The following is a 19,033-nucleotide window of genomic DNA, read 5'->3' as shown; positions in this document are numbered from 1 at the left end:
GGTCTGCGGGCAGGCCGGTATAATCGGCGCCCTTCGTTTTGAACCTATTTTTCCGTGAGCCCCATGATCCTTCCCGAAATTCACGAGTTCCTTGGCTGCCGCACCCCCGACGGCTGGGTTCAAGCCGCGCTGGCCGATCAGGAAACCCTGCTGATCGACCACAAGAACTGCGAATTCAAGGCCGCCAGCACCGCATTGAGCCTGATCGCCAAGTATCACTCCCACGTAGACCTGATCAACATGATGTCGCGCCTGGCCCGGGAAGAGCTGGTGCACCACGAACAGGTCATGCGCCTGATGAAACGCCGCAAGATCGCGCTGCGCCAACTGTCCGCCGGGCGCTATGCTTCGGGGCTGCGCAAGGTGGTACGCAGTCACGAGCCGGTGAAACTGGTGGACACATTGGTGGTGGGGGCATTCATCGAGGCCCGCAGTTGCGAGCGTTTCGAAGCGCTGGTGCCGCATCTGGACGAAGAACTGGGTAAGTTCTATTTCGGTCTGCTCAAGAGCGAGGCCCGGCACTTCCAGGGTTACCTGAAACTGGCCTACCAGTACGGCGACGCCAAGGATATTGCCCAGGTGATCGACAAGGTCCGCGCCGCCGAGCAGGAACTGATTGAGTCGCCGGATGTGGAGTTTCGTTTTCACAGCGGCGTGCCTGCGGCGGTCTGATTATTTGGTGTTGTTCTGGCGGACGCCTTCGCGAGCAAGCCCGCTCCCACAGGGAAATGCATTCCAACTGTGGGAGCGGGCTTGCTCGCGAAGGGGCCATCAGCCAAACAAAAGCTAACGGCTCAAACCCAACCGTTCATGCCATTGCGCGATGGACTCTTCGGGGTACAGGTCGAACTGTTGATCCCTGGGCTGCGCCTGAACCTCCACCCACGGCGCTTTTGAGCCGAGCATCAGGTGCGTGTGCTCCGGCGGCACCGGCAGTGGCGTGTCGATGGCCGACGCGAAGGGGTGAATCAACTCAGACCATTCGGGGCTGAACAGCCATAAACCCGAGCCGCACACCGAGCAAAAATGCCGCTCGGCGGTGCTGCTGTGGGCGCGTTTTTGGCCTTGTTCCTTGAGTCGCGCGTGGTAAATCGCGATGTGCTTGCGCCCGCGAACCTTGAGGCTGGCGGCATCGCCACCGAGGTTGATCGAATAGCCGCCACCGCCCTGGGTCTTGCGGCAGATCGAGCAGTAGCAACGCTGGTAAGGGTAGGGGTGGGCGCTGGTCAAACTGAACGACACCGCGCCGCAATGGCAGGAGCCTTCGAGGTGCATGGTGGTCTCCGGTGGCTTGGGGGATCCGGTATTAGCCTAGAAGACAAGAAGCGAGAGTGCCGACGCCATCGCAGGCAAGCCAGCTCCCACAGGTTATGTACCGGGCACAAGTTTTCTGTTCGCCTGCAATCCTTGTGGGCGCTGGCTTGCCAGCGATGAACGATAACGCGGTCCCACTGGACGCACACTAATGTCCGGGTCAGCATGGGCACCTCGAAACCGGGATCAAGCCCCATGCGACGACTACCCTCCCTGGCAGCCCTCAGAACCTTCGAATGCGCCGCCCGTCACGCCCATTTCGGCCGGGCGGCGGCCGAGTTGTGTGTCACCGACAGCGCGGTCAGCCACCAGATTCGCCAACTCGAAGAGCAACTCGGCGTGTCGCTGTTCGTGCGCGAAGGCCGGCAGATTCGCCCGACCCTGGCCGCCGGGCGCCTGATGCAAAGCCTGCAACAGGCCTTCGAACTGATTGGCGATGCCTGCGATGAACTGCGCGATCCTTCATCCCTGGCGGTATTACGCCTGGCGGTCACCGCCGAGCTGGCGCAAAAGTGGCTGATGAGTCGCCTCACGGATTTCTACGCGCGCTATCCGCACATCACTCTGCATCTGTACGAACAACCGATCGACGCCACGGCGCCCGGGGAAGACATCGACCTGGCGATCACCTACGGCACCGGTCCGGTGGACAGCACGGCGTATTTCGTCAGGCCGCTTCCGGCGTTGCAGTTCTTTCCGGTGTGCAGTCCCGGCCTGTTCAACCAAGGCACTCTGAAAACCCCGAAGGACCTGGTCCGTCATTGCCTGCTGCACGATGATCAGGACGGCAAGACCTGGACCGCGTGGCTCACCAGTCATGCCGGCGACCAGCGTCCGGACCGCCAGTTGTATTTCGCCCATGCCGGGCTGGCGCTGGAAGCGGCCGCTCAAGGGCAGGGCGTGGCCATGGGCGACAACCTGACAGCCCAGGAAGATTTGCTCAGCGGTCGGCTGGTACGGCCGTTTACGTCGAGCATGACCGCCCTGGGCCAATACGCGCTGGTGTGCGAGAGGGTGCGGCTGGAGCGTCCGGCGGTGGCGCAGATGCTGGAATGGTTCAACGATCAGTTGCTCGATTGATGAGTTGAATTCAAGTATTCCGAAATAATCATCGTTGGCGAGCCAGTCGCCAACGCCCTTAGCCTGTGGTCATTCCAATCCCTGCTGAAGAGGTTTGACCATGGCACGTTTGCTCGACACCACTCCCAAACAGGACGGTTTCCGTCTGCCCGGTGAATTCGAAGCCAAGTCCGGTTGCTGGCTCGGCTGGCCGGAGCGCACCGACGTCTGGCGCAACGGTGCCAAGCCGGCGCAGAAAGTCTGGGTGCAGATCGTCACCGCCATTTCCATGAGCGAACCGGTCACCGTATGCGCCTCGGCCGCACAGTTCGCCACCGCGCGCCGGCAGTTGCCACCGCAGGTACGTGTGGTGGAAATGACCTGCAACGACACCTGGTTCCGCGACAGCGGCCCGTGCTTTGTGGTCAATGACCAGAGCGGCGAAGTGCGCGGCGTCGACTTCGAATTCAACGCCTACGGCGGGCTCGACGGCGGCCTGTACTACCCGTGGGACAAGGACGACCAGATCGCCGGCAAAATCCTCGAAATCGAACGCTTCGACCGCTATCGCGCGCCACTGATTGCCGAACTGGGTGGCATCCAGAGCGACGGCCAGGGCAGTATCCTGACCACTGAACAATGCCTGCTCAACCGCAACCGCAACCAGCATCTGGGCAAGGACGAAGTCACCCGTCGCCTGACCGATTACCTCGGCGCCGAGCAGGTCATCTGGCTGCCGCGGGGCTGCAAGTTCGACGAAACCGATGGCCATGTCGACGACCTTGCGTGCTTCGTGCGCCCTGGTGAAGTGGTGTTGCAATGGACCGACAACCGCGATGACCCGCAGTGGGAAATCTATCAGGAAGCCTACGACATCCTGCGCAGCACCCGTGACAGTCGCGGCCGCGAGTTGATCGTGCACAAGCTGCCGCAGCCGGATGTGCTGGAGTGGACAGCTGAAGAGGCCGAAGGGCTGGACCAGCAGGACAGCACTCATACCCGTCAGGCCGGGACGAAAATCTGCGCGTCGTACATCAACTACTACGCCGGCAACCGTTCCATCGTGGTGCCGCTGTTTGGTGATCGCAACGACAAGGTGGCGCTGGCAACCCTGGCCGAGCTGTTCCCGAAACACAGCATCGTCGGCATCGAAAACTCCCGGGAAATCCTCCTCGGCGGCGGCAACGTCGCGTGCATCACCATGCCGCAGTACGCTGGCACTGCTTGCAACAAGATGGGAGTCTGACCATGGGCCTGCACAAACTGACTCAAGCAATACTGCTGGTGCTTGCACCCCTGTGTGTGCAGGCCGCCGATACCGCCAAGCCGGTGGTCAACCTGTACATCTGGGGCGAGTACCTGGCCCCGGATACCCTGAAGAACTTCGAGGAAAAAACCGGCATCCATGTGGTGGCCGATCACTTCGACTCCCTGGAAACCGTCGAGACCAAGCTGCTCACCGGCCGCAGTGGCTACGACCTGGTACTGACGGCGGGGCAGCACCTGTCGCGCGCCATCGAGAGTGGCGGGGTGCAGACGGTGGACAAACAACAGCTGCCGCACTTTGCCGGGGTTGGCGAGGAGTTCCGCCAGCACATGGCGGTGTTCGATCCGGGCAATCGTTATGCCGGGATCTACGCCTGGGGCACTACGGGCGTGGGTTATCAGGAACAGGCCGTGAAACAGCGCCTGCCCGACGCGCCGACAGACAGCTGGGCGATGCTGTTCGATCCGGCCGTGGTCTCGAAATTCGCCGATTGCGGGGTCAGCCTGCTCAACGATCCCAACGAAGTGTATGCGGCGGTCATGAAATACATGGGGCTGGACATCAACCGCCAGAACCTCGACGACCTGAAACTGGCCGAGCAGCAACTGGCGAAGATTCGGCCGTACATTCGCTACTTCGACAACGACCTGAACATCAGCGACCTGGCCAACGGCAACACCTGCGTGGCGATGTCGTGGAACGGCAACGTAGGCATCGCGGCGGGCCAGGCCGAGGCTGCGGGTAAGCCGTACTCGCTGACGTACCGCATTCCGAAGGAGGGCACGTTGATCTGGTTCGATGCCATGGTCATTCCCAAGGATGCGCCGCATCCAAAGGCCGGTCTTGCACTGATGGACTACCTGATGACTCCGGAGGTGATTGCGCCGATCACCGATACCATCCACTACGCCAATGCGATCACGGCGGCGGATGGCTTGATCGACCCGGCGATTCGCAATGATCCGGGGACGTATCCGCCGGCGGTGGTCAGGGCTTCGCTGTACAGCAAGAATGACAATGGCAAGGCGTTCAACCGGGCGTTGATCCGGGCGTTCAGTCGGTTGAAGTCGGGGTTGTGATCTGTTTCGGGTGATGTATTGACTGGACGGACGCCTTCGCGAGCAAGCCCGCTCCCACAAGGATCACGCGAACCCTGTGGGAGCGGGCTTGCTCGCGAAGAACGATAACGCGGTCTACCGCCCAGGCACCCGCCACAAATACCAGGAGGCCACCGTCCGGTAAGGGCTCCACCCCAACCCGATCTCGATCATCTGCTTGCGCGTCGGCTGCACCTCCAGGCCCTTGAGTCGCCTGTAGCCCTCACGCACGCCAAAGTCATCGGCCGGCAGGATGTCCGGTCGGTCCAGGCTGTAGATCAGCAACATCTCCACGGTCCAGCGGCCCACGCCGCGCAACGTGATCAGGCGTTCGATCAGCGCTTCATCGTCCATGGCCAGCGCCGTGGCGTAATCCGGCACCACGCCGTCCAGCGCCGCCTGGGCGATGCCCTGAATGGTCGCGATCTTGCTCGCGGAAAACCCGCAACTGCGCAACCTGTCGAAATCTGTCGCGACGATCTGTTCAGGCCTGGGGAACGAGCCCGAACCGAACAGCGCCAACAGCCGGCCGACAATCGCATCGCCAGCCTTGGCATGCAGTTGCTGATAGGCAATCGCCCGCACCAGCGACTCATACGGATCACGCGCCGCATGCGGCTGGTGCAGGCATGGGCCGATGGCGTCGATGTGGCGGCGCCAGTCGTCATCGATGGCGGCCAGGAACTCACTGGCCGCCCGATAGCCGTCGGACATGGGCTCAGGCTTTCCCGGACGGTTTCAACAGGGCGTTCACTTCGCCATAGGTGAGGGCCTTCAAGTCGTGGGTATCGAGCTTGCCGGTTTGCAGGAAGCTTTTGGCGATGCCGGCCATGGCACCGTAGAGGAATTCGGCGATGCCTGAACCTGCGGACAGGCGGCGCACACCAAGTTCCTCGAGCACTTCGAGTGATGGCAGGCCCGGGAAGCCAAGCACATTCAATGGCAGCGAGGTGCCGTGGCACAGCGCCTTGATCTCGTACTCCGCGGTAACGCCCGCCGCAAACAGGCCATTGGCACCGGCCGCCTGATACAACGCGGCGCGCTTGAGGGTTTCGGCGACGCGATCCTCGGCAGGCACCAGTCCCCGCAGATACACGTCGGTGCGCGCATTGATGAACAAGTTCACCTGACGGCGATCGGCAACCCGGCGCGCGGTCTCAATCTTGCGTGCCAGCAAATCCGGCGGCGAAGAACCGTCCTCGATATTGATCCCAACCGCGCCGGCGGCTATCACGGCGTCAACCACCTGAGCCACCCGTTCCAGATCATCGGAATAACCCGCCTCGATGTCCACGGTCAGCGGCACCGAAATGACCCGGGCAATCGACTCGACGGTCGAGACCAGACGCTCAAGGGGCAGGGTGTTGCCATCCGGGTAGCCATGTACCCAGGCCACCGCCGCGCTGCTGGTGGCCACGGCCTTGTTGCCCAGTTGTTCTACCAGCCGCGCCCCGGCGGCATCGGCGACGTTGGTGAGGATCAGCAAGCCATCGTGATGCAGTTGGTGCAGATGATTGTCGAGCCTGTCCATCGAGTTTCCTTCCTTATGAAAAGTCTGTGGGGGATCAGAACGCCAATTGCTCCGTGAGCTGCACCGCTGCGTTTTCCAGTCTGAGCAGAAACGCCTTGCGCGGTTGGCCTCCAGCGTAGCCGGTCAGCGAGCCGTCGGCACCGATCACTCGATGGCACGGCACGACAATCGATAAGCGGTTATGCCCGTTGGCCAGGCCCACCGCCCGGCTGGCACCGGGCTTGCCCAGAGCCGCCGCGATGGCACCGTAGGTGGTGGTTTGGCTGTAAGGGATCTTCAGCAGTTCAGCCCAGACCCTGCGGGAGAACTCGCTGCCGGGCATGTGCAGGGCAACGCTGAACTCCGTGAGCGTGCCGGCGAAATACGCGGACAACTGCGCTTCGATCTGTTGCAAATGCGGGTTGTGTCCCGGTGCCACGGCATAACCGAAACGGTTTTGCAGCGCTTCGACCGAAGGGTTCAGCGATGGCTGATCGAGAAACTCCAGCAGCACCAGTCCACGCCGTTCGGCCATGGCGATCATCGGCCCCAACGGCGTGGTCAGGCGCGTGAACAGCAGCGACTCGCTGTTGGCCGCACGGCCCGGGGTGATGTGAAACGACTTCTGAAAGGCATCGCGAAAGCCGCTCAGGGACTCGTAGCCGAAATCGAATGCGACGTCGTCGATGGAGTCGCCCTGTTTGATTCCGCCCAACGCCAAACCCAGGCGCCGGGCGCGCAGCCACGCGTGGAAGGTCATGCCGAAATGCTGCTTGAACCAGCGACGCAGCTTCAGAGGTTCGACGCCTTCGGCCAGTAGCCGGGTGTCGGTCCAGCGCTGCTCCGGGGCGGCGTCTACCGACTTGAACAATTTTTGCACCCAGTCCGGCGCGCTGGCAGCGGTGTCCAGTGGTTTGCAGCGCAGACAGGCGCGATAGCCCGCCGACAGGCATTGCTCGGCGCTGGCAAAGAACTCGACGTTCTCCGGCTTCGGGCTGCGGGCGGTGCAACCGGGGCGGCAGAAGATTCGAGTGGTCTTGACCGCCGTGAAAAACACCCCCTCGTAGGAGGTGTCTCGCTCGAGCATGGCGCGAACCATCTCGGCACGGGGCGGCAGCAGCGTTTTTTGTAGGTTCATGGGCGCAGCATAGATCGCCTCATGGGTAGCCTCCACCGGAAAATCGACAGCGAATTTCGCACTGGAAAGTGAGCTCACCCTGTGGGAGCGGGCTTGCTCGCGAAGGCGTCGTGTCATTCGACATCGAGGTGCCTGACACGACGCCTTCGCGAGCAAGCCCGCTCCCACATAACAGCGCAAATTCTCAGGCGCGTCTGGCCATCAGCAACACCGAAGCCGCCGCCGACAGCAACCCGGCGCAGCAGCGGTTGAAGATCCGCTTGCCCGACGGCCTGGCGAACCAGCGGCGCATGTGCAGGCCCATGTAGGCATAGGCGCCGATGGCGATCCACTCCAGCACCAGAAACAGCGCGCCCAACACCACGAACTGCGGCGCAATGGCGTGGGTCGAGTCGACGAATTGCGGCAGGAACGCGGTGAAAATCAGGATTGCCTTGGGGTTGCCGGCCGCTACCAGGAATTCCTGTCGGGCCAGCGCCAGGGTGCCCACGGGCGCTGTAGTGACCACGTTTTCGACGCCAGGATCGGCGCGCCACAATTGCCAGGCGAGGTAGAACAGGTAGGCGGCGCCGAGGATCTTGATGGCATAGAACAGCAGTTCGGAGGTTTGCAGTACCACCGCCAGCCCCGCCGAGGCGAGGGCAATCATCCCGGCAAACGCCAGCAACCGGCCGATGCCGGCCACACACGCGGTGCGGTAGCCATAGCGGGTCGAATTGCTGACCGACAGCAGGTTGTTGGGGCCGGGTGCCATATTGAGGGCGAAGCAGGCCGGCAGAAACAGGGTGAGGGTGGCGAGGTCCATGGTGGGCTCCTGTAGCAAGAGCGCTATTTTTATCACAGCAAAGCGCTGGCCAGACCCATACAGTGACGGGTGTAAACCACCGTACAAGGGGCTATCTGGCGAATTTTTTCGCCCCGGCGACGCAGAGGATCACTGCGACGGTGACACCCAGCATGCCGAGGCTGACCTGCTCATGCAGCAGAGTGGCGGCCAGGGTCAGCCCGAAAAACGGCTGCAGCAGCTGCAATTGCCCAACGGCGGCGATGCCCCCTTGGGCCAGGCCGCGATACCAGAACACAAAACCGATCAGCATGCTGAACAGCGAGACGTAAGCCAGGCTGAACCAGGCCGGCGTGCTGATGCCGCTGAACGAAGCGGGCATGCGCATCCAGCTGAGCACCGCCACGACCGGCAGCGACAGGACCAGCGCCCAGGAAATCACCTGCCAGCCACCGAGTGTGCGCGACAGCTTCGCGCCTTCGGCATACCCCAGGCCGCAGGCGAGGATGGCCAGCAGCATCAGAATGTCGCCTTGCGGGGAGGCGGTCAGCCCTTGGGACAGGGCAAACCCGACCACCAGCAGGCTGCCCAGCACCGAGAAAATCCAGAACGCCGCCCGTGGCCGCTCACCGCCGCGCAGAACGCCAAACACCGCTGTCGCCAAGGGCAACAGGCCGACAAAGACGATGGAGTGTGCGGACGTCACGTATTGCAGTGCCAGCGCCGTCAGCAGGGGGAAACCGATGACCACGCCCAGGGCGACGATCATCAGCGGTATCAGTTGATCGCGCGCCGGACGTTTTTCCTTGAATATCCGCAGCAGGCACAGCGCCAGGAGCGCAGCGATGGTTGCACGGGCGACCGTGAGGAACACCGGATCAAACTCCAGCACCGCCACCCGTGTCGCCGGCAGCGAGCCGCTGAAGATCACCACGCCGATCAGGCCATTGATCCAGCCGCTGGTGCTGTTTTCCAGCGTCCGGTGTTGCAGGTTCGAGGTCCGTTCCATTTGGCTCACGCTCATTGTCTGATTGCACGAAACTCATCGTATGAGCGACTATCGATACAATCAATAAATTGTCATGGATACATCTCGACATGCCTCGATCCCGCTACAAAACGCTGGTGGATGCCTTTGCCGCCGACATCCGTGCCGGGCGTTTGCCGCCGGGCACGCGCCTGCCGACTCATCGGCAACTGGCCACTGAGCACGGCCTGGCACTGGTCACCGCCAGCCGGGTGTATGCCGAGCTGGAGGGCATGGGCCTGGTCAGTGGCGAAACCGGACGCGGGACCTTTGTCAGGGAGACCTCGCTGCCGCCGGGGCAGGGCATCTCGCAGCACGTGGTGGCGGCGGGGATGATTGACCTGAATTTCAACTACCCGTCATTGCCAGGCCAGGCCGACCTGTTGCGCAATGCCTTGCGTCAGTTGGCGTTGTCCGGTGACCTGGAATCCCACCTGCGCTATCAGCCCCACGCGGGGCGCCTGCATGAGCGGGCCTCGGTCGCGCGCCATCTGCTTGAACGCGGGCTGAGCGTGCCGGCCGAACAGGTGTTGATCGTCAGCGGCGCCCAGCATGGCCTGGCGGTGGCAATGATGACGCTGCTCAAGCCCGGCGATGTGATCGCCGCCGATGCGTTGACCTATCCCGGTTTCAAGACGCTGGCCGAAACGCTGCACCTGGAAGTCTTGGCCATTCCGGTCACGGATACCGGGCCTGATCTGCCCGCCCTGGAAAAACTCTGCCGCAGCCGGTCGGTACGGGCCCTGTACTCGATGCCGACCTTGCATAACCCGCTGGGTTGGGTGAAGGATGCCGATCAGCGCGAGCAGTTGGTAGCCATTGCTCGCCGGCACGACCTGACGATCATCGAGGACGCCGCCTACGCGTTCCTGGCTGAAAACGTACCGCCGCCACTGGCCGAACTGGCGCCTGAGAGAACGGTGTACGTGTCCGGTCTGTCGAAGAATGTCGCCACCGGGTTGCGCGTTGGTTTCATGGCCGCACCCGCGCAATGGGTCGCCGCTTTCGAGCGCACCATCATGGCGACCACCTGGAACACCCCCGGCGTGATGACCGCCATCGCCACGGCCTGGCTCGACGATGGCACTGTCACCCAGTTGGAAGCGCAAAAACGGGCGGACGCCCAGGCCCGGCAAAGTTTGGCCCGGGAGGTGTTGGCGGGGCTCAGGACCATCAGCCACCCGAACTCCTACTTCATCTGGCTGCCGTTGGCGGAAGACGCCCGGGCCGACCAGATCGCCATGGCGCTGATGCGCGAGCAGGTGTCGGTGTCGCCAGCCGAGCCCTTTGCGGTTTCGGCCCATGTGCCGCACGCGATACGCCTGGCGCTGGGCTCGGTGGACATGGACTCGTTGCGCGTTGCCCTGAACAAGGTGAAAAGCGTCGTCGGTTATTACTCATAGCGATGCCGGGCAGGGCAGTTTTCTTCAATACGCGAGCCGGTTGGCGCTTTACCTTGAGGGCCTTGTTCAACTCGACGGAAGAAGGTGTGCAATGAGTCTGATGATGTCCATGGCGGCGTTTGCGCTGGTCGCTTCCATCACCCCGGGGCCGGTCAACATTGTGGCGTTGAGCTCCGGCGCGCGGTTCGGCCTGCGGGCCAGCCAGCGTCACGTGGCTGGGGCCACGCTGGGATTTGTCTTGCTGTTGGTGCTGATGGGATTGGGCCTGCATGAGTTGTTGCAACAGTGGCCAGCGCTGACGCAGGTGGTGCAATGGGCGGGCGTAGCCTTTCTGCTGTACATGGCCTTCAAGCTGGCGGCTGACAACGGGCAGGTGCAAGCCAGCGAATCGGCCCAGGCCCCGTCGATGCTGTATGGCGCCATCATGCAATGGCTCAACCCGAAGGCCTGGCTGGCCTGCGTGGCCGGGATGGGCGCGTTTGTCGCCGATGGCGAGGCGCGGCTGGTTTGGCAATTCGCCGCGATTTATCTGGTGATCTGCTATCTGTCGGTCGGTTGCTGGGCTTATGCCGGGACGTTTCTGAGCGGCTTTTTGAACAACCCGGCCGGCATGCGCCTGTTCAATCGCGCCATGGCGTTGTTGCTGGTGGTGAGCGCGGTGTATCTGCTGTTGCCGTAATGGCAGTTACTGGAGATTCACCCCCGATACTGCCCCGGCGTCGCCGCCAAATGCTGTTTGAATGCCCGTTGAAAATGCGCCTGATCGGCGAACCCCGCTTCCAGCGCCACGTCGGCAATCAGCTTGCCGCTGCGCAATTGATCCTGGGCGAACTGGATGCGCCGGTTCACCAGGAAGGCGTGGGGCGTCATGCCGTAATGCTGCTTGAAGGCGCGGATCAGGTAGGACGGTGACAGTTGCGCCGCCTCGCAGATATCTTCGAGCTTGAGGGTCTGCGTGCAGTGGTCGCGGATGTAATCGGCGGCACGCTCCAGCTTGAAATTGGGTTCGCGCAGCGGTGGGTCGATCGGGTTCAATCGCTGCTGCACATCAGTGAAAAACTCCACCGCCACGCTGTGTTTGCGCAGCACATCCTGCTGCGGGTCGACCAACACTTCATACAAGCCCGCGAGGCCGGCAAACAGGTGGGCGTCCTGCGTATGAGTCAGCGAAAAGCGGCGAAACGCCGTGTCATCGCTGAACCCCAGCTGGTGCTGCAAATCGGTCAGCCACGGCGTATCGACGTACAGCATCAGGTACGACCAGGGTTGGTCCTCGATCGGATTGCAGGCATGGACGTCGCCGGGGTTCATCAGTACGACCGTGCCGGCGCTGACCTCGAATGCGCACTGCTCATGGACATAGGTGCTGCGCCCGGCGGTGATCGCCCCGATGGAAAAGTGCTCGTGGGCATGCCGGGTGTAGCAGACTTCGCGCCCGTCGGCGATGGAGCGGGCTTCGATGAAGGGCAGGGCATCATCGCGCCAGAAGCGCGGGGCCTTGTCGGCGTTTTTGGCAACGGCGTGCTTCATGCTCATTCCTCGGCAGGTCAGTGCCCGAGTGTATTAGCTCTCGCCGTCAAAGGCTCGTTGCAGTTCGGCGATATCGAGTTTTTTCATCTGCATCATCGCCTGCATGGCCCGTTGGGATTTTTTCGTGTCCGGGTCTTTGATCATGTCCATCATCGCGACGGGGACGATCTGCCACGACAGCCCGAACTTGTCCTTGAGCCAACCGCATTGCTGGGCCTCGACCGGCCCGCCAGCGGAAAGGTATCCCCAGAAGTGGTCGATTTCTTCCTGGTTCTGGCAGTTGACCTGGAACGAAATCGCTTCGTTGAAGGTGAAGTTCGGGCCACCGTTAAGACCGGTAAAGGTCTGCCCGTCGAGTTCGAAGCTGACCGTCATGACCGAACCGACTTCCCGGCCATGGAACTCTTTTCCGGCCTCGCCGTAGTGAGTGACGGCGGTGATCTTCGCATGATCGAAGATCGCACAGTAGAACTTGGCGGCCTCTTCGGCCTGACCATCGAACCACAGGCAAGGTGTGAGTTTTTGTACGTGTAGCATGGTGCCAACTCCTCTGCAGATTGCGCATGTTCCGGACTTTCAGAGTAGTCAGCCTCTGGTCGTCTGGCCGCACCGTAGATCGAGAAAATTGCCGCAGAGTTGCGATGACGTAGTCTGAATGACTTTCAATAGAGTCTAATTGACTATTTTTGCGGTGGGTCTTTTTGACTCTAATTCGCACAAGTGCCTGGATCTGAAGGGGTAAAAAGCTGGCACGGGACTTGATCAGGTAAACGTACAACTGAACGCCTTCAGGAGTACGCAAAATGTTCAACTTCTTCAGCAACCCGCAGAACGTTCTTGAGTTGTCGAGCCGTGTGCTCGGTGCTGGCCTGGCGATGCTGCTGGCCGGCATCTACGGTGCCTATCTTTACGACGGCCACCTGTCGATCGTCGTACTGGTGACTATGCACGCCATGACCATTCTCGGCCCGACCCTGTTGAAAATCGGCTATGTCATGCGCCTGCTTTCTCAGTATCGACTGAGCCAAGGCCCGGTCCGGGTGGTGGCTTGATGCGCCGGCTTGCCGTTGCACCGGTATTCAGCCTTGGCTTCCGGCCATTCTTTCTCGCCGGTGCCGGTTTCGCCGCCATCGCCGTGGCTATCTGGGCCTTGTGGCTGTACGGGCGTTTGCCCGGTGCGCAACCGGTGGGCGGCATGCTCGCCTGGCATCGGCATGAAATGCCCTTCGGATTTGCCACGGCCATCATCGCCGGGTTCCTCCTGACTGCGGTGCCCAACTGGACCGGCCGGCCGGGGCTCAAGGGCTGGCCGCTGATCGGCCTGCTGCTGGTGTGGCTGCTGGCGCGGCTGGCGTGGTACCTGCCGATACCGGCATCCTTGCTGCTGGCCTTGCAGGTTCCGTTTCTGCCTCTGTTGGCGTGGGTGTTGGGGCGCGATCTGCTGGCTGCGGGCAAGCGCGAGAATTATCCGATTCTATTGATGGTGTCGTTGCTGGCCGGGTGTCAGGCATTGACGTTGCTGGGGTTTGTCGTTGATGACGCCAATCTGCAACGTCATGGCGTGCTGGCCGCTTTGTGGCTGGTGGGCGCGCTGATGAGCGTGATCGGCGGGCGGGTGATTCCGTTCTTCATCCAGCGCGGCTTGAATCGTCCGGCAACGCCTGCAGCCCATCCGTTGCCGGGCAAGGTGTTGCTGGTCAGTGCCATGCTGGCGGCGGTGTCTTTTGCCGCCGGTTTGAACGACGTCCCACGTGTGTGGCTGGCAGTGTTGTTTGCGTTGCTGAGCGGCTTGCATCTGCTGCGCCTGTGGCGCTGGCATGACCGCGGCCTGTGGCGCGTGCCGCTACTGTGGTCGCTGTACCTGGCTTACGCCTGGCTCGCGGTGGCGACGCTGGCCATGGCGCTGTGGCACCTGGGCGTGATGCCGCAACAAAGCCTGGCCACCCATTCGCTGGCCGTTGGCGGTATCGGCGGGTTGATCCTGGCGATGATCGCGCGGGTCAGCCTGGGGCATACCGGGCGGCCGTTGCTGCCCTCGAAAGTAATCGTTGCGGGATTTGCCCTGGTGCTGGTGGCGGGTGTGTCACGGGTGTTGCTGGTGCCGTTTTCCGGGTGGGGATTGGGAATGTCGGCGCTGCTTTGGTGTATGGCATTCGGGCTGTTTCTGTCGCGTTACACCGGTATTTTGCTCAAGCCGAGGGTGTAGGAGCGAAGCTTGCTCGCGACGGCCGTCAACGATAACAACGATAACGCGCCCTGTCTGAAGGACCGCGTTGTACTGGCGTTTTTCGCGAGCAAGCTCGCTCCTACAGGTGACCGGTGGTCGACGCACCACGGCCTGCCGGCAAATTTGCGCTTAGCTGAAGGGATAGCCCGGGGCGCGCACAGGTTGGACAAGACCGCAGCGGCGCCCCTTCAGATCATCGTGAGCCTGAGGAACTGCGCCATGCTGACCCTGAACATCAATGGCCAGGATCAGGAGCTGGATGTCCCCGCCGACATGCCGCTGCTCTGGGTCTTGCGCGATGTGGCCCACCTCACCGGCACCAAATTCGGCTGCGGTATCGCCCAATGCGGGGCCTGCACTGTGCACGTCGACGGCGCGCCGCTACGTGCCTGTATCACACCGGCCACGGCTGTGGCCCAAGGGCAAAGGATTCTCACCATCGAAGGCCTGTCCGCGGACGGTTCGCATCCGGTGCAACAGGCCTGGGCGGAACTTGACGTGGTCCAGTGTGGTTACTGCCAGTCCGGGCAGATCATGTCGGCGGCGGCGTTGCTGGCGAAGATTCCGAAACCGACCGACAGCGACATCGATCAGGCACTGTCCGGCAACATCTGCCGCTGCGGCACTTACCCGCGGATTCGCGCCGCCGTCAAGCGCGCCGCCGAGCTGGGTTGAGGTTGCCATGAACAGCATCGACAGGTTATCGCGCCGTGGTTTTCTCAAGGGCAGTGCCTGGCTGGGCGGTGGGCTGGTGGTCGCGTTTGTCATTCCCGGCGCTCACCGGTTCGCCATGGGCGCGCAGAACCAGGGCAACGTGTTTGCGCCAAACGCCTTCCTGCGCATTGGCAATGACAACAGTGTCACTGTGTTGCTCGGGCACTCGGAAATGGGCCAGGGCATCTGGACCGGCCTGACCATGTTGATCGCCGAAGAACTCGACGCCGACTGGGCGAAAATCCGCGTCGAACATGCCCCGGCATCGGCCGCCGATTACGGCCTGGCCGGGTTTGGCGGGATGCAAATCACTGGTGGTTCGACCTCGACCTGGATGGAATTCGACCGCTATCGCCAGGCCGGCGCAGCGGCGCGCTTGATGCTGATCGAGGCGGCGGCCAAGCGTTTCAATGTTCCGCCGTCCGGGATTCAAACCGAGTCGGGCGTGGTCATCGCTGGCGAGCATCGCGCCACTTATGGCGAATTGGCCGATGACGCAGGTCAGTTGCCTCGGCCGGACCCGGCCTCGATCAAACTCAAGGACGCCAAGGACTGGCGGCTGATCGGCAAACCCACCAGGCGCCTGGACACACCGGAGAAAATCACCGGGCGGGCGAAATTCGGCATGGACGTGCAGTTTGACGGGCTGATGACCGCGATGGTCGCCCGTTCACCCACATTCGGCGGTAGCGTCAGATCCTTTGAAGGCGCCGAAGCGCTGGCGATTCCGGGTGTACACAAAGTGGTGCAGGTGCCGACAGGCATCGCGGTGATTGCCGAACATTATTGGGCGGCGAAGCTGGGCCGCGATGCGCTGAAAATCGACTGGAACCCGGGGCCGAATGCCGGGCTCGATAGCCAGGCGCTGCTGGAAAGCTTCCGCAAACTCGCCGCCACCCCAGGCCTGAACGCCGGTCAGGCCGGCGATACCCAGGCTGCGCTGGCGAAAGCGGCGAAGACCATCGACGCTGAATACAGCGTGCCTTATCTGGCCCACGCGCCGATGGAACCACTGAACTGCACGGTGCGCATCACCAAGGACAAGTGCGAAATCTGGACCGGTACCCAGTTTCAGACCCTGGATCAAATGGTCGCCGGGGAAATCACCGGGCTCAAGCCCGAACAGGTCGAGATCCATACCGAGTTTCTTGGCGGCGGCTTCGGGCGACGGGCCAATCCGACGTCGGATTTCGTCAGCGAAGCGGTGTATGTCGCCAAGGCCGCAGGTGCACCGGTGAAAACCGTGTGGGCGCGGGAGGATGACATCCGTGGCGGCTATTATCGCTCGGCGTTCCTGCACCATGCACGCATCGGGCTGGATGCCGACGGCCTGCCATTGGCCTGGAAGCATGTGATGGTCGGGCAGTCGATCATGGCCGGCACCTCGCTTGAAGCGAGCATGGTCAAGGACGGGATCGACAAGACCTCCGTCGAGGGCGTGGCCGATAGCCCCTACCTCGAAGGGCTGGCCAATCACCAGATTGAACTGCACTCACCGAAGACCGGGATCAGCGTGTTGTGGTTACGTTCGGTGGGGCACACCCACACCGCGTTTGTCATGGAATCGCTGATCGATGAACTGGCCACGGCAGCGGGCAAGGATCCGGTGGAGTATCGGCGCACCTTGCTCAAGGACCATCCGCGCCACCTCGGTGTGCTGAACCTTGCGGTGGAGAAAGCCAACTGGAAGGCGCCGTTGCCGGATGGCCATGCACTGGGTGTGGCGGTGCACGAGTCGTTCGGCAGTTACGTGGCTCAGGTGGCCGAAGTGTCCCAGGACAACCTCGCCATTCGCGTGCACCGGGTGGTGTGCGCGGTGGACTGCGGCATCGCGGTCAACCCGCAGAGTATCGCCGCGCAGATGGAGTCGTGCATTACCTTTGGCCTGGGCTTCACCTTGCACAGCAAACTGACGCTCAAGGACGGGCAGGTGGTGCAGTCCAACTACCACGACTATCAGGTGCTGCGGCTCAACGAAATGCCGGTGGTCGAAGTGCATATCGTACCCAGCAGCGACAAGCCCGGCGGCATCGGCGAAGCCGGTGTGCCACCCACGGCCCCGGCAGTGGCCAACGCGGTGTTTGCCCTGACCGGCCAGCGTCTGCGGGAGCTGCCGTTGCAGCTGTCGGGGGTGTGAGATGAAACGACATCATTGGTTGCTTGGGACGGTGATCCTGATCTGTCTCGTAGCCTACGCATCGCACGTGTTTGCCGATGACCGCGAGGCCTTGCAGGCGTTCGACACCGTGCAGAAGGTCTTCCAGAGCCCCCGTTGCCAGAACTGCCACATTCCCGGTGATTCGCCGCTGCAATTCGATGCCGGGGTGCCGCACGCGATGAATGTCGTGCGTGGCATGGACGGCAAGGGCTCGGCCGGGTTGCCCTGTGCGACGTGCCATGCCCAAAGTAATCCGCCGGCCAGTTATGGGCCTCACGCGCCACCCGGCGCGCCACACTGGAGCCTGCCGCCGGCAGCGCAGCGGATGGCCTGGATCGGCCTGCCGGCCGACCGGCTATGCGCGATGATCAAGGATCGCTCGAGCAACGGCGATCGGGATTTCGCCGCGCTGATCAAACACGTCAGCGACGACAAGCTGGTGCTATGGGGCTGGAGTCCGGGCGGCAATCGCGCGCCGGTGCCGGTGCCCCACGATATCTTCGTCACCCGGTTCAAGCGCTGGGCCGATGCAGGAGGGCCGTGCCCGGTGTCGGGTAGCTGACCAGCGGCACGCAAACAGGGAGCCAATGCAGGTATGAGCGACTCTAACGTGCATACCTGCCAAAGGAGTGAACGATGTTGATCTCAGGAAAAACGGGCAAATCGGGTCAATCCACCAATCAGTTGCTCACGCCACAGCAAGAACGTGAACGGCTGCGCGATCTGGCGCGCCAGGCCGAGCGAGAGTTGGCGGGCGTGCAAATGGCGAGCATGGATGAGCTGACGCTGCTGTCCAATCGCCATGGTTTCAGCGAACTGGCCAAACTCGGACTGGACGCTTGCCGGGAAGTGGCGACGCCGGCGACGCTGCTGTACTTCACCCTCGATGAATTCAAGCGCAACTGTTATCTGTATGGCCGGGCCAAGGGTGACGATGCGCTCAAGACATTCGCCGATGTCCTGCGTATCGGCTTTCGTGAAAACGATGTGGTCGGACGGCTCGAAGGCGACCGGTTCGCGGCGCTGCTGACCGGTTCCAGTGTCGTGGAGATTGCAGCGATCAAGGCGCGACTCGACGAGATACTCGATGAACGCAACGCCACGGCGCATCGCAGTTATGACATTCGGTTCCGCGTTGTCCAGGTCGAGTATGACCCTGAGGTTCATGACTCAATCGAGGACCTGTTGGCCGAGGCCGAGCGGGTGATGAGCCGTTAGGGCTGTGAAGTATTGGCTGGCCTCTTCGCGAGCAAGCCCGCTCCCACAGGGATCTTCAGTGCTACATGGATCCAGTGTGGGAGCGGGCTTGCTCGCGAAGAGGCCCGAACAGGCAACACATACTTTCACTTGGCAAACAGTTGCCCGATATCCTTGAACGCCTTGAACTCCAGCGCATTACCGCAAGGATCAAACAGAAACATCGTCGCCTGTTCCCCCACCAGCCCCTGAAAACGAATCCCCGGCTCGATCACGAAGCGAGTCTCCAGCGACTTCAGCCGCTCGGCCAGCGCCTCCCATTCCGCCATGCCGAGCACCACGCCAAAATGCGGCACCGGCACATCGTGACCATCAACGGCATTGGTGTGCGCGGCTTCTTGCGCAGGATTTTTCGGCGCCAGGTGAATCACCAGTTGATGACCGAAGAAATTGAAATCCACCCAATGATCGCTTGAGCGACCTTCCTCCAGGCCAAACACCTCACCGTAAAAGCGCCGGGCGGCAGGCAAGTCGTAGACGGGAATGGCCAGGTGAAAAGGGGACAGTTGCATCAGGCGTACCTCGGTGGCGGGTGGGAGTGCGTTGAG

Annotated in this window: 21 protein-coding genes; 12 read left to right on the top strand and 9 right to left on the bottom strand. The window is 62.2% G+C overall.

All coding sequences use genetic code 11. From position 1 onward, the window contains the following. The first annotated feature begins 63 nt into the window (after positions 1-63). Positions 64-672 carry a MiaE family protein gene (locus AC06G5_RS17575; protein WP_413428130.1) on the top strand — a complete coding sequence of 203 codons (609 nt, stop codon included), beginning with the start codon at positions 64-66 and terminating at the stop codon, positions 670-672. 114 nt (positions 673-786) lie between these two features. Here the strand turns inward: AC06G5_RS17575 and AC06G5_RS17570 are convergent, their stop codons facing one another. Next, positions 787-1,275 (bottom strand): GFA family protein, encoded by a 489-nt coding sequence (locus tag AC06G5_RS17570; RefSeq protein WP_480457777.1) that lies wholly within the window; start codon positions 1,273-1,275, stop codon positions 787-789. 234 nt (positions 1,276-1,509) lie between these two features. Here AC06G5_RS17570 and AC06G5_RS17565 point away from each other — a divergent pair, with 234 nt between their 5' ends. The 3 genes from AC06G5_RS17565 (at position 1,510) to AC06G5_RS17555 (ending at position 4,719) form a co-directional block, all read left to right on the top strand. Next, positions 1,510-2,394 (top strand): LysR substrate-binding domain-containing protein, encoded by an 885-nt coding sequence (locus AC06G5_RS17565; protein WP_103393673.1) that lies wholly within the window; start codon positions 1,510-1,512, stop codon positions 2,392-2,394. Between the two features lie 100 nt (positions 2,395-2,494). Continuing rightward, positions 2,495-3,619: an agmatine deiminase gene (gene aguA, locus AC06G5_RS17560; RefSeq protein ID WP_413424757.1), complete on the top strand. Its 1,125-nt coding sequence runs from the start codon at positions 2,495-2,497 to the stop codon at positions 3,617-3,619. Positions 3,620-3,621: 2 nt separating this feature from the next. After that, positions 3,622-4,719 (top strand): extracellular solute-binding protein, encoded by a 1,098-nt coding sequence (locus AC06G5_RS17555; protein WP_413424755.1) that lies wholly within the window; start codon positions 3,622-3,624, stop codon positions 4,717-4,719. 114 nt (positions 4,720-4,833) lie between these two features. Here the strand turns inward: AC06G5_RS17555 and AC06G5_RS17550 are convergent, their stop codons facing one another. The 5 genes from AC06G5_RS17550 to AC06G5_RS17530 form a co-directional block, all read right to left on the bottom strand. Then, positions 4,834-5,451, bottom strand: coding sequence for a DNA-3-methyladenine glycosylase family protein (locus tag AC06G5_RS17550; protein ID WP_413424753.1), 618 nt, complete (start codon positions 5,449-5,451; stop codon positions 4,834-4,836). Between the two features lie 4 nt (positions 5,452-5,455). Beyond that, on the bottom strand, positions 5,456-6,268 hold the full coding sequence (locus AC06G5_RS17545) for an isocitrate lyase/PEP mutase family protein (RefSeq protein WP_480457774.1): 813 nt from the start codon (positions 6,266-6,268) through the stop codon (positions 5,456-5,458). 34 nt (positions 6,269-6,302) lie between these two features. After that, positions 6,303-7,385, bottom strand: coding sequence for a bifunctional transcriptional activator/DNA repair enzyme AdaA (locus tag AC06G5_RS17540; protein ID WP_480457772.1), 1,083 nt, complete (start codon positions 7,383-7,385; stop codon positions 6,303-6,305). Between the two features lie 184 nt (positions 7,386-7,569). Then, on the bottom strand, positions 7,570-8,190 hold the full coding sequence (locus tag AC06G5_RS17535) for a LysE family translocator (protein ID WP_480457770.1): 621 nt from the start codon (positions 8,188-8,190) through the stop codon (positions 7,570-7,572). A 91-nt stretch (positions 8,191-8,281) separates the two neighbouring features. After that, positions 8,282-9,178 carry a DMT family transporter gene (locus AC06G5_RS17530; RefSeq protein ID WP_480457768.1) on the bottom strand — a complete coding sequence of 299 codons (897 nt, stop codon included), beginning with the start codon at positions 9,176-9,178 and terminating at the stop codon, positions 8,282-8,284. Between the two features lie 89 nt (positions 9,179-9,267). On the opposite strand from AC06G5_RS17530, the gene AC06G5_RS17525 reads away from it, so the two are divergent. Both AC06G5_RS17525 and AC06G5_RS17520 read left to right on the top strand, forming a co-directional pair. After that, positions 9,268-10,599 (top strand): aminotransferase-like domain-containing protein, encoded by a 1,332-nt coding sequence (locus tag AC06G5_RS17525; RefSeq protein WP_480457766.1) that lies wholly within the window; start codon positions 9,268-9,270, stop codon positions 10,597-10,599. 91 nt (positions 10,600-10,690) lie between these two features. After that, on the top strand, positions 10,691-11,278 hold the full coding sequence (locus AC06G5_RS17520) for a LysE family translocator (RefSeq protein ID WP_413424741.1): 588 nt from the start codon (positions 10,691-10,693) through the stop codon (positions 11,276-11,278). A gap of 17 nt (positions 11,279-11,295) precedes the next feature. Here AC06G5_RS17520 and AC06G5_RS17515 read toward each other — a convergent pair whose 3' ends face one another. Together AC06G5_RS17515 and AC06G5_RS17510 are read right to left on the bottom strand one after the other, a co-directional pair. After that, positions 11,296-12,129 (bottom strand): AraC family ligand binding domain-containing protein, encoded by an 834-nt coding sequence (locus AC06G5_RS17515; RefSeq protein ID WP_480457764.1) that lies wholly within the window; start codon positions 12,127-12,129, stop codon positions 11,296-11,298. A gap of 33 nt (positions 12,130-12,162) precedes the next feature. Next, a complete protein-coding gene (locus AC06G5_RS17510; protein ID WP_480457762.1) occupies positions 12,163-12,666 on the bottom strand; it encodes a VOC family protein in 504 nt (167 codons plus the stop codon). 266 nt (positions 12,667-12,932) lie between these two features. Here AC06G5_RS17510 and AC06G5_RS17505 point away from each other — a divergent pair, with 266 nt between their 5' ends. From AC06G5_RS17505 to AC06G5_RS17480, 6 genes are all read left to right on the top strand, one after another. Continuing rightward, complete coding sequence (locus AC06G5_RS17505) at positions 12,933-13,181, top strand: transmembrane sensor/regulator PpyR (RefSeq protein WP_413424735.1); 249 nt, start codon at positions 12,933-12,935, stop codon at positions 13,179-13,181. Then, positions 13,181-14,335, top strand: coding sequence for an NnrS family protein (locus tag AC06G5_RS17500; RefSeq protein ID WP_413424733.1), 1,155 nt, complete (start codon positions 13,181-13,183; stop codon positions 14,333-14,335). Before AC06G5_RS17505 ends, AC06G5_RS17500 begins: the two co-directional genes overlap by 1 nt. Before the next feature lie 240 nt (positions 14,336-14,575). After that, positions 14,576-15,031 carry a (2Fe-2S)-binding protein gene (locus AC06G5_RS17495; RefSeq protein ID WP_480457760.1) on the top strand — a complete coding sequence of 152 codons (456 nt, stop codon included), beginning with the start codon at positions 14,576-14,578 and terminating at the stop codon, positions 15,029-15,031. A gap of 7 nt (positions 15,032-15,038) precedes the next feature. Continuing rightward, positions 15,039-17,207: a xanthine dehydrogenase family protein molybdopterin-binding subunit gene (locus tag AC06G5_RS17490; protein ID WP_413424729.1), complete on the top strand. Its 2,169-nt coding sequence runs from the start codon at positions 15,039-15,041 to the stop codon at positions 17,205-17,207. A 1-nt stretch (position 17,208) separates the two neighbouring features. Further along, positions 17,209-17,790, top strand: a complete 582-nt coding sequence (locus tag AC06G5_RS17485; RefSeq protein ID WP_413424727.1) for a hypothetical protein — start codon at positions 17,209-17,211, stop codon at positions 17,788-17,790. 74 nt (positions 17,791-17,864) lie between these two features. Then, positions 17,865-18,446 carry a GGDEF domain-containing protein gene (locus AC06G5_RS17480; RefSeq protein ID WP_413424725.1) on the top strand — a complete coding sequence of 194 codons (582 nt, stop codon included), beginning with the start codon at positions 17,865-17,867 and terminating at the stop codon, positions 18,444-18,446. A 125-nt stretch (positions 18,447-18,571) separates the two neighbouring features. On the opposite strand, the gene AC06G5_RS17475 is transcribed toward AC06G5_RS17480, so the two are convergent. Next, positions 18,572-18,997 (bottom strand): VOC family protein, encoded by a 426-nt coding sequence (locus AC06G5_RS17475; RefSeq protein ID WP_480457756.1) that lies wholly within the window; start codon positions 18,995-18,997, stop codon positions 18,572-18,574. Positions 18,998-19,033 lie beyond the last annotated feature (36 nt).

It is taken from the genome of Pseudomonas sp. WT-JTC (genome assembly GCF_056711565.1).
The sequence above is the reverse complement of the archived record's forward strand: the minus strand, read 5'-3'. Positions and strand labels throughout refer to the sequence as shown.

What these genes read in the sequence shown, in the direction of transcription:
- AC06G5_RS17485 (WP_413424727.1), top strand. Translation starts at nt 17,209, where the DNA reads ATGAAACGACATCATTGGTTGCTTGGGACGGTGATCCTGATCTGTCTC.
- AC06G5_RS17565 (WP_103393673.1), top strand. Translation starts at nt 1,510, where the DNA reads ATGCGACGACTACCCTCCCTGGCAGCCCTCAGAACCTTCGAATGCGCC.
- AC06G5_RS17540 (WP_480457772.1), bottom strand. Translation starts at nt 7,385, where the DNA reads ATGAACCTACAAAAAACGCTGCTGCCGCCCCGTGCCGAGATGGTTCGC.
- AC06G5_RS17530 (WP_480457768.1), bottom strand. Translation starts at nt 9,178, where the DNA reads ATGGAACGGACCTCGAACCTGCAACACCGGACGCTGGAAAACAGCACC.
- AC06G5_RS17515 (WP_480457764.1), bottom strand. Translation starts at nt 12,129, where the DNA reads ATGAAGCACGCCGTTGCCAAAAACGCCGACAAGGCCCCGCGCTTCTGG.
- AC06G5_RS17545 (WP_480457774.1), bottom strand. Translation starts at nt 6,268, where the DNA reads ATGGACAGGCTCGACAATCATCTGCACCAACTGCATCACGATGGCTTG.
- AC06G5_RS17555 (WP_413424755.1), top strand. Translation starts at nt 3,622, where the DNA reads ATGGGCCTGCACAAACTGACTCAAGCAATACTGCTGGTGCTTGCACCC.
- AC06G5_RS17570 (WP_480457777.1), bottom strand. Translation starts at nt 1,275, where the DNA reads ATGCACCTCGAAGGCTCCTGCCATTGCGGCGCGGTGTCGTTCAGTTTG.
- AC06G5_RS17520 (WP_413424741.1), top strand. Translation starts at nt 10,691, where the DNA reads ATGAGTCTGATGATGTCCATGGCGGCGTTTGCGCTGGTCGCTTCCATC.
- AC06G5_RS17550 (WP_413424753.1), bottom strand. Translation starts at nt 5,451, where the DNA reads ATGTCCGACGGCTATCGGGCGGCCAGTGAGTTCCTGGCCGCCATCGAT.
- AC06G5_RS17495 (WP_480457760.1), top strand. Translation starts at nt 14,576, where the DNA reads ATGCTGACCCTGAACATCAATGGCCAGGATCAGGAGCTGGATGTCCCC.
- AC06G5_RS17535 (WP_480457770.1), bottom strand. Translation starts at nt 8,190, where the DNA reads ATGGACCTCGCCACCCTCACCCTGTTTCTGCCGGCCTGCTTCGCCCTC.
- AC06G5_RS17510 (WP_480457762.1), bottom strand. Translation starts at nt 12,666, where the DNA reads ATGCTACACGTACAAAAACTCACACCTTGCCTGTGGTTCGATGGTCAG.
- AC06G5_RS17525 (WP_480457766.1), top strand. Translation starts at nt 9,268, where the DNA reads ATGCCTCGATCCCGCTACAAAACGCTGGTGGATGCCTTTGCCGCCGAC.
- AC06G5_RS17575 (WP_413428130.1), top strand. Translation starts at nt 64, where the DNA reads ATGATCCTTCCCGAAATTCACGAGTTCCTTGGCTGCCGCACCCCCGAC.
- aguA (WP_413424757.1), top strand. Translation starts at nt 2,495, where the DNA reads ATGGCACGTTTGCTCGACACCACTCCCAAACAGGACGGTTTCCGTCTG.
- AC06G5_RS17500 (WP_413424733.1), top strand. Translation starts at nt 13,181, where the DNA reads ATGCGCCGGCTTGCCGTTGCACCGGTATTCAGCCTTGGCTTCCGGCCA.
- AC06G5_RS17480 (WP_413424725.1), top strand. Translation starts at nt 17,865, where the DNA reads ATGTTGATCTCAGGAAAAACGGGCAAATCGGGTCAATCCACCAATCAG.
- AC06G5_RS17505 (WP_413424735.1), top strand. Translation starts at nt 12,933, where the DNA reads ATGTTCAACTTCTTCAGCAACCCGCAGAACGTTCTTGAGTTGTCGAGC.
- AC06G5_RS17490 (WP_413424729.1), top strand. Translation starts at nt 15,039, where the DNA reads ATGAACAGCATCGACAGGTTATCGCGCCGTGGTTTTCTCAAGGGCAGT.
- AC06G5_RS17475 (WP_480457756.1), bottom strand. Translation starts at nt 18,997, where the DNA reads ATGCAACTGTCCCCTTTTCACCTGGCCATTCCCGTCTACGACTTGCCT.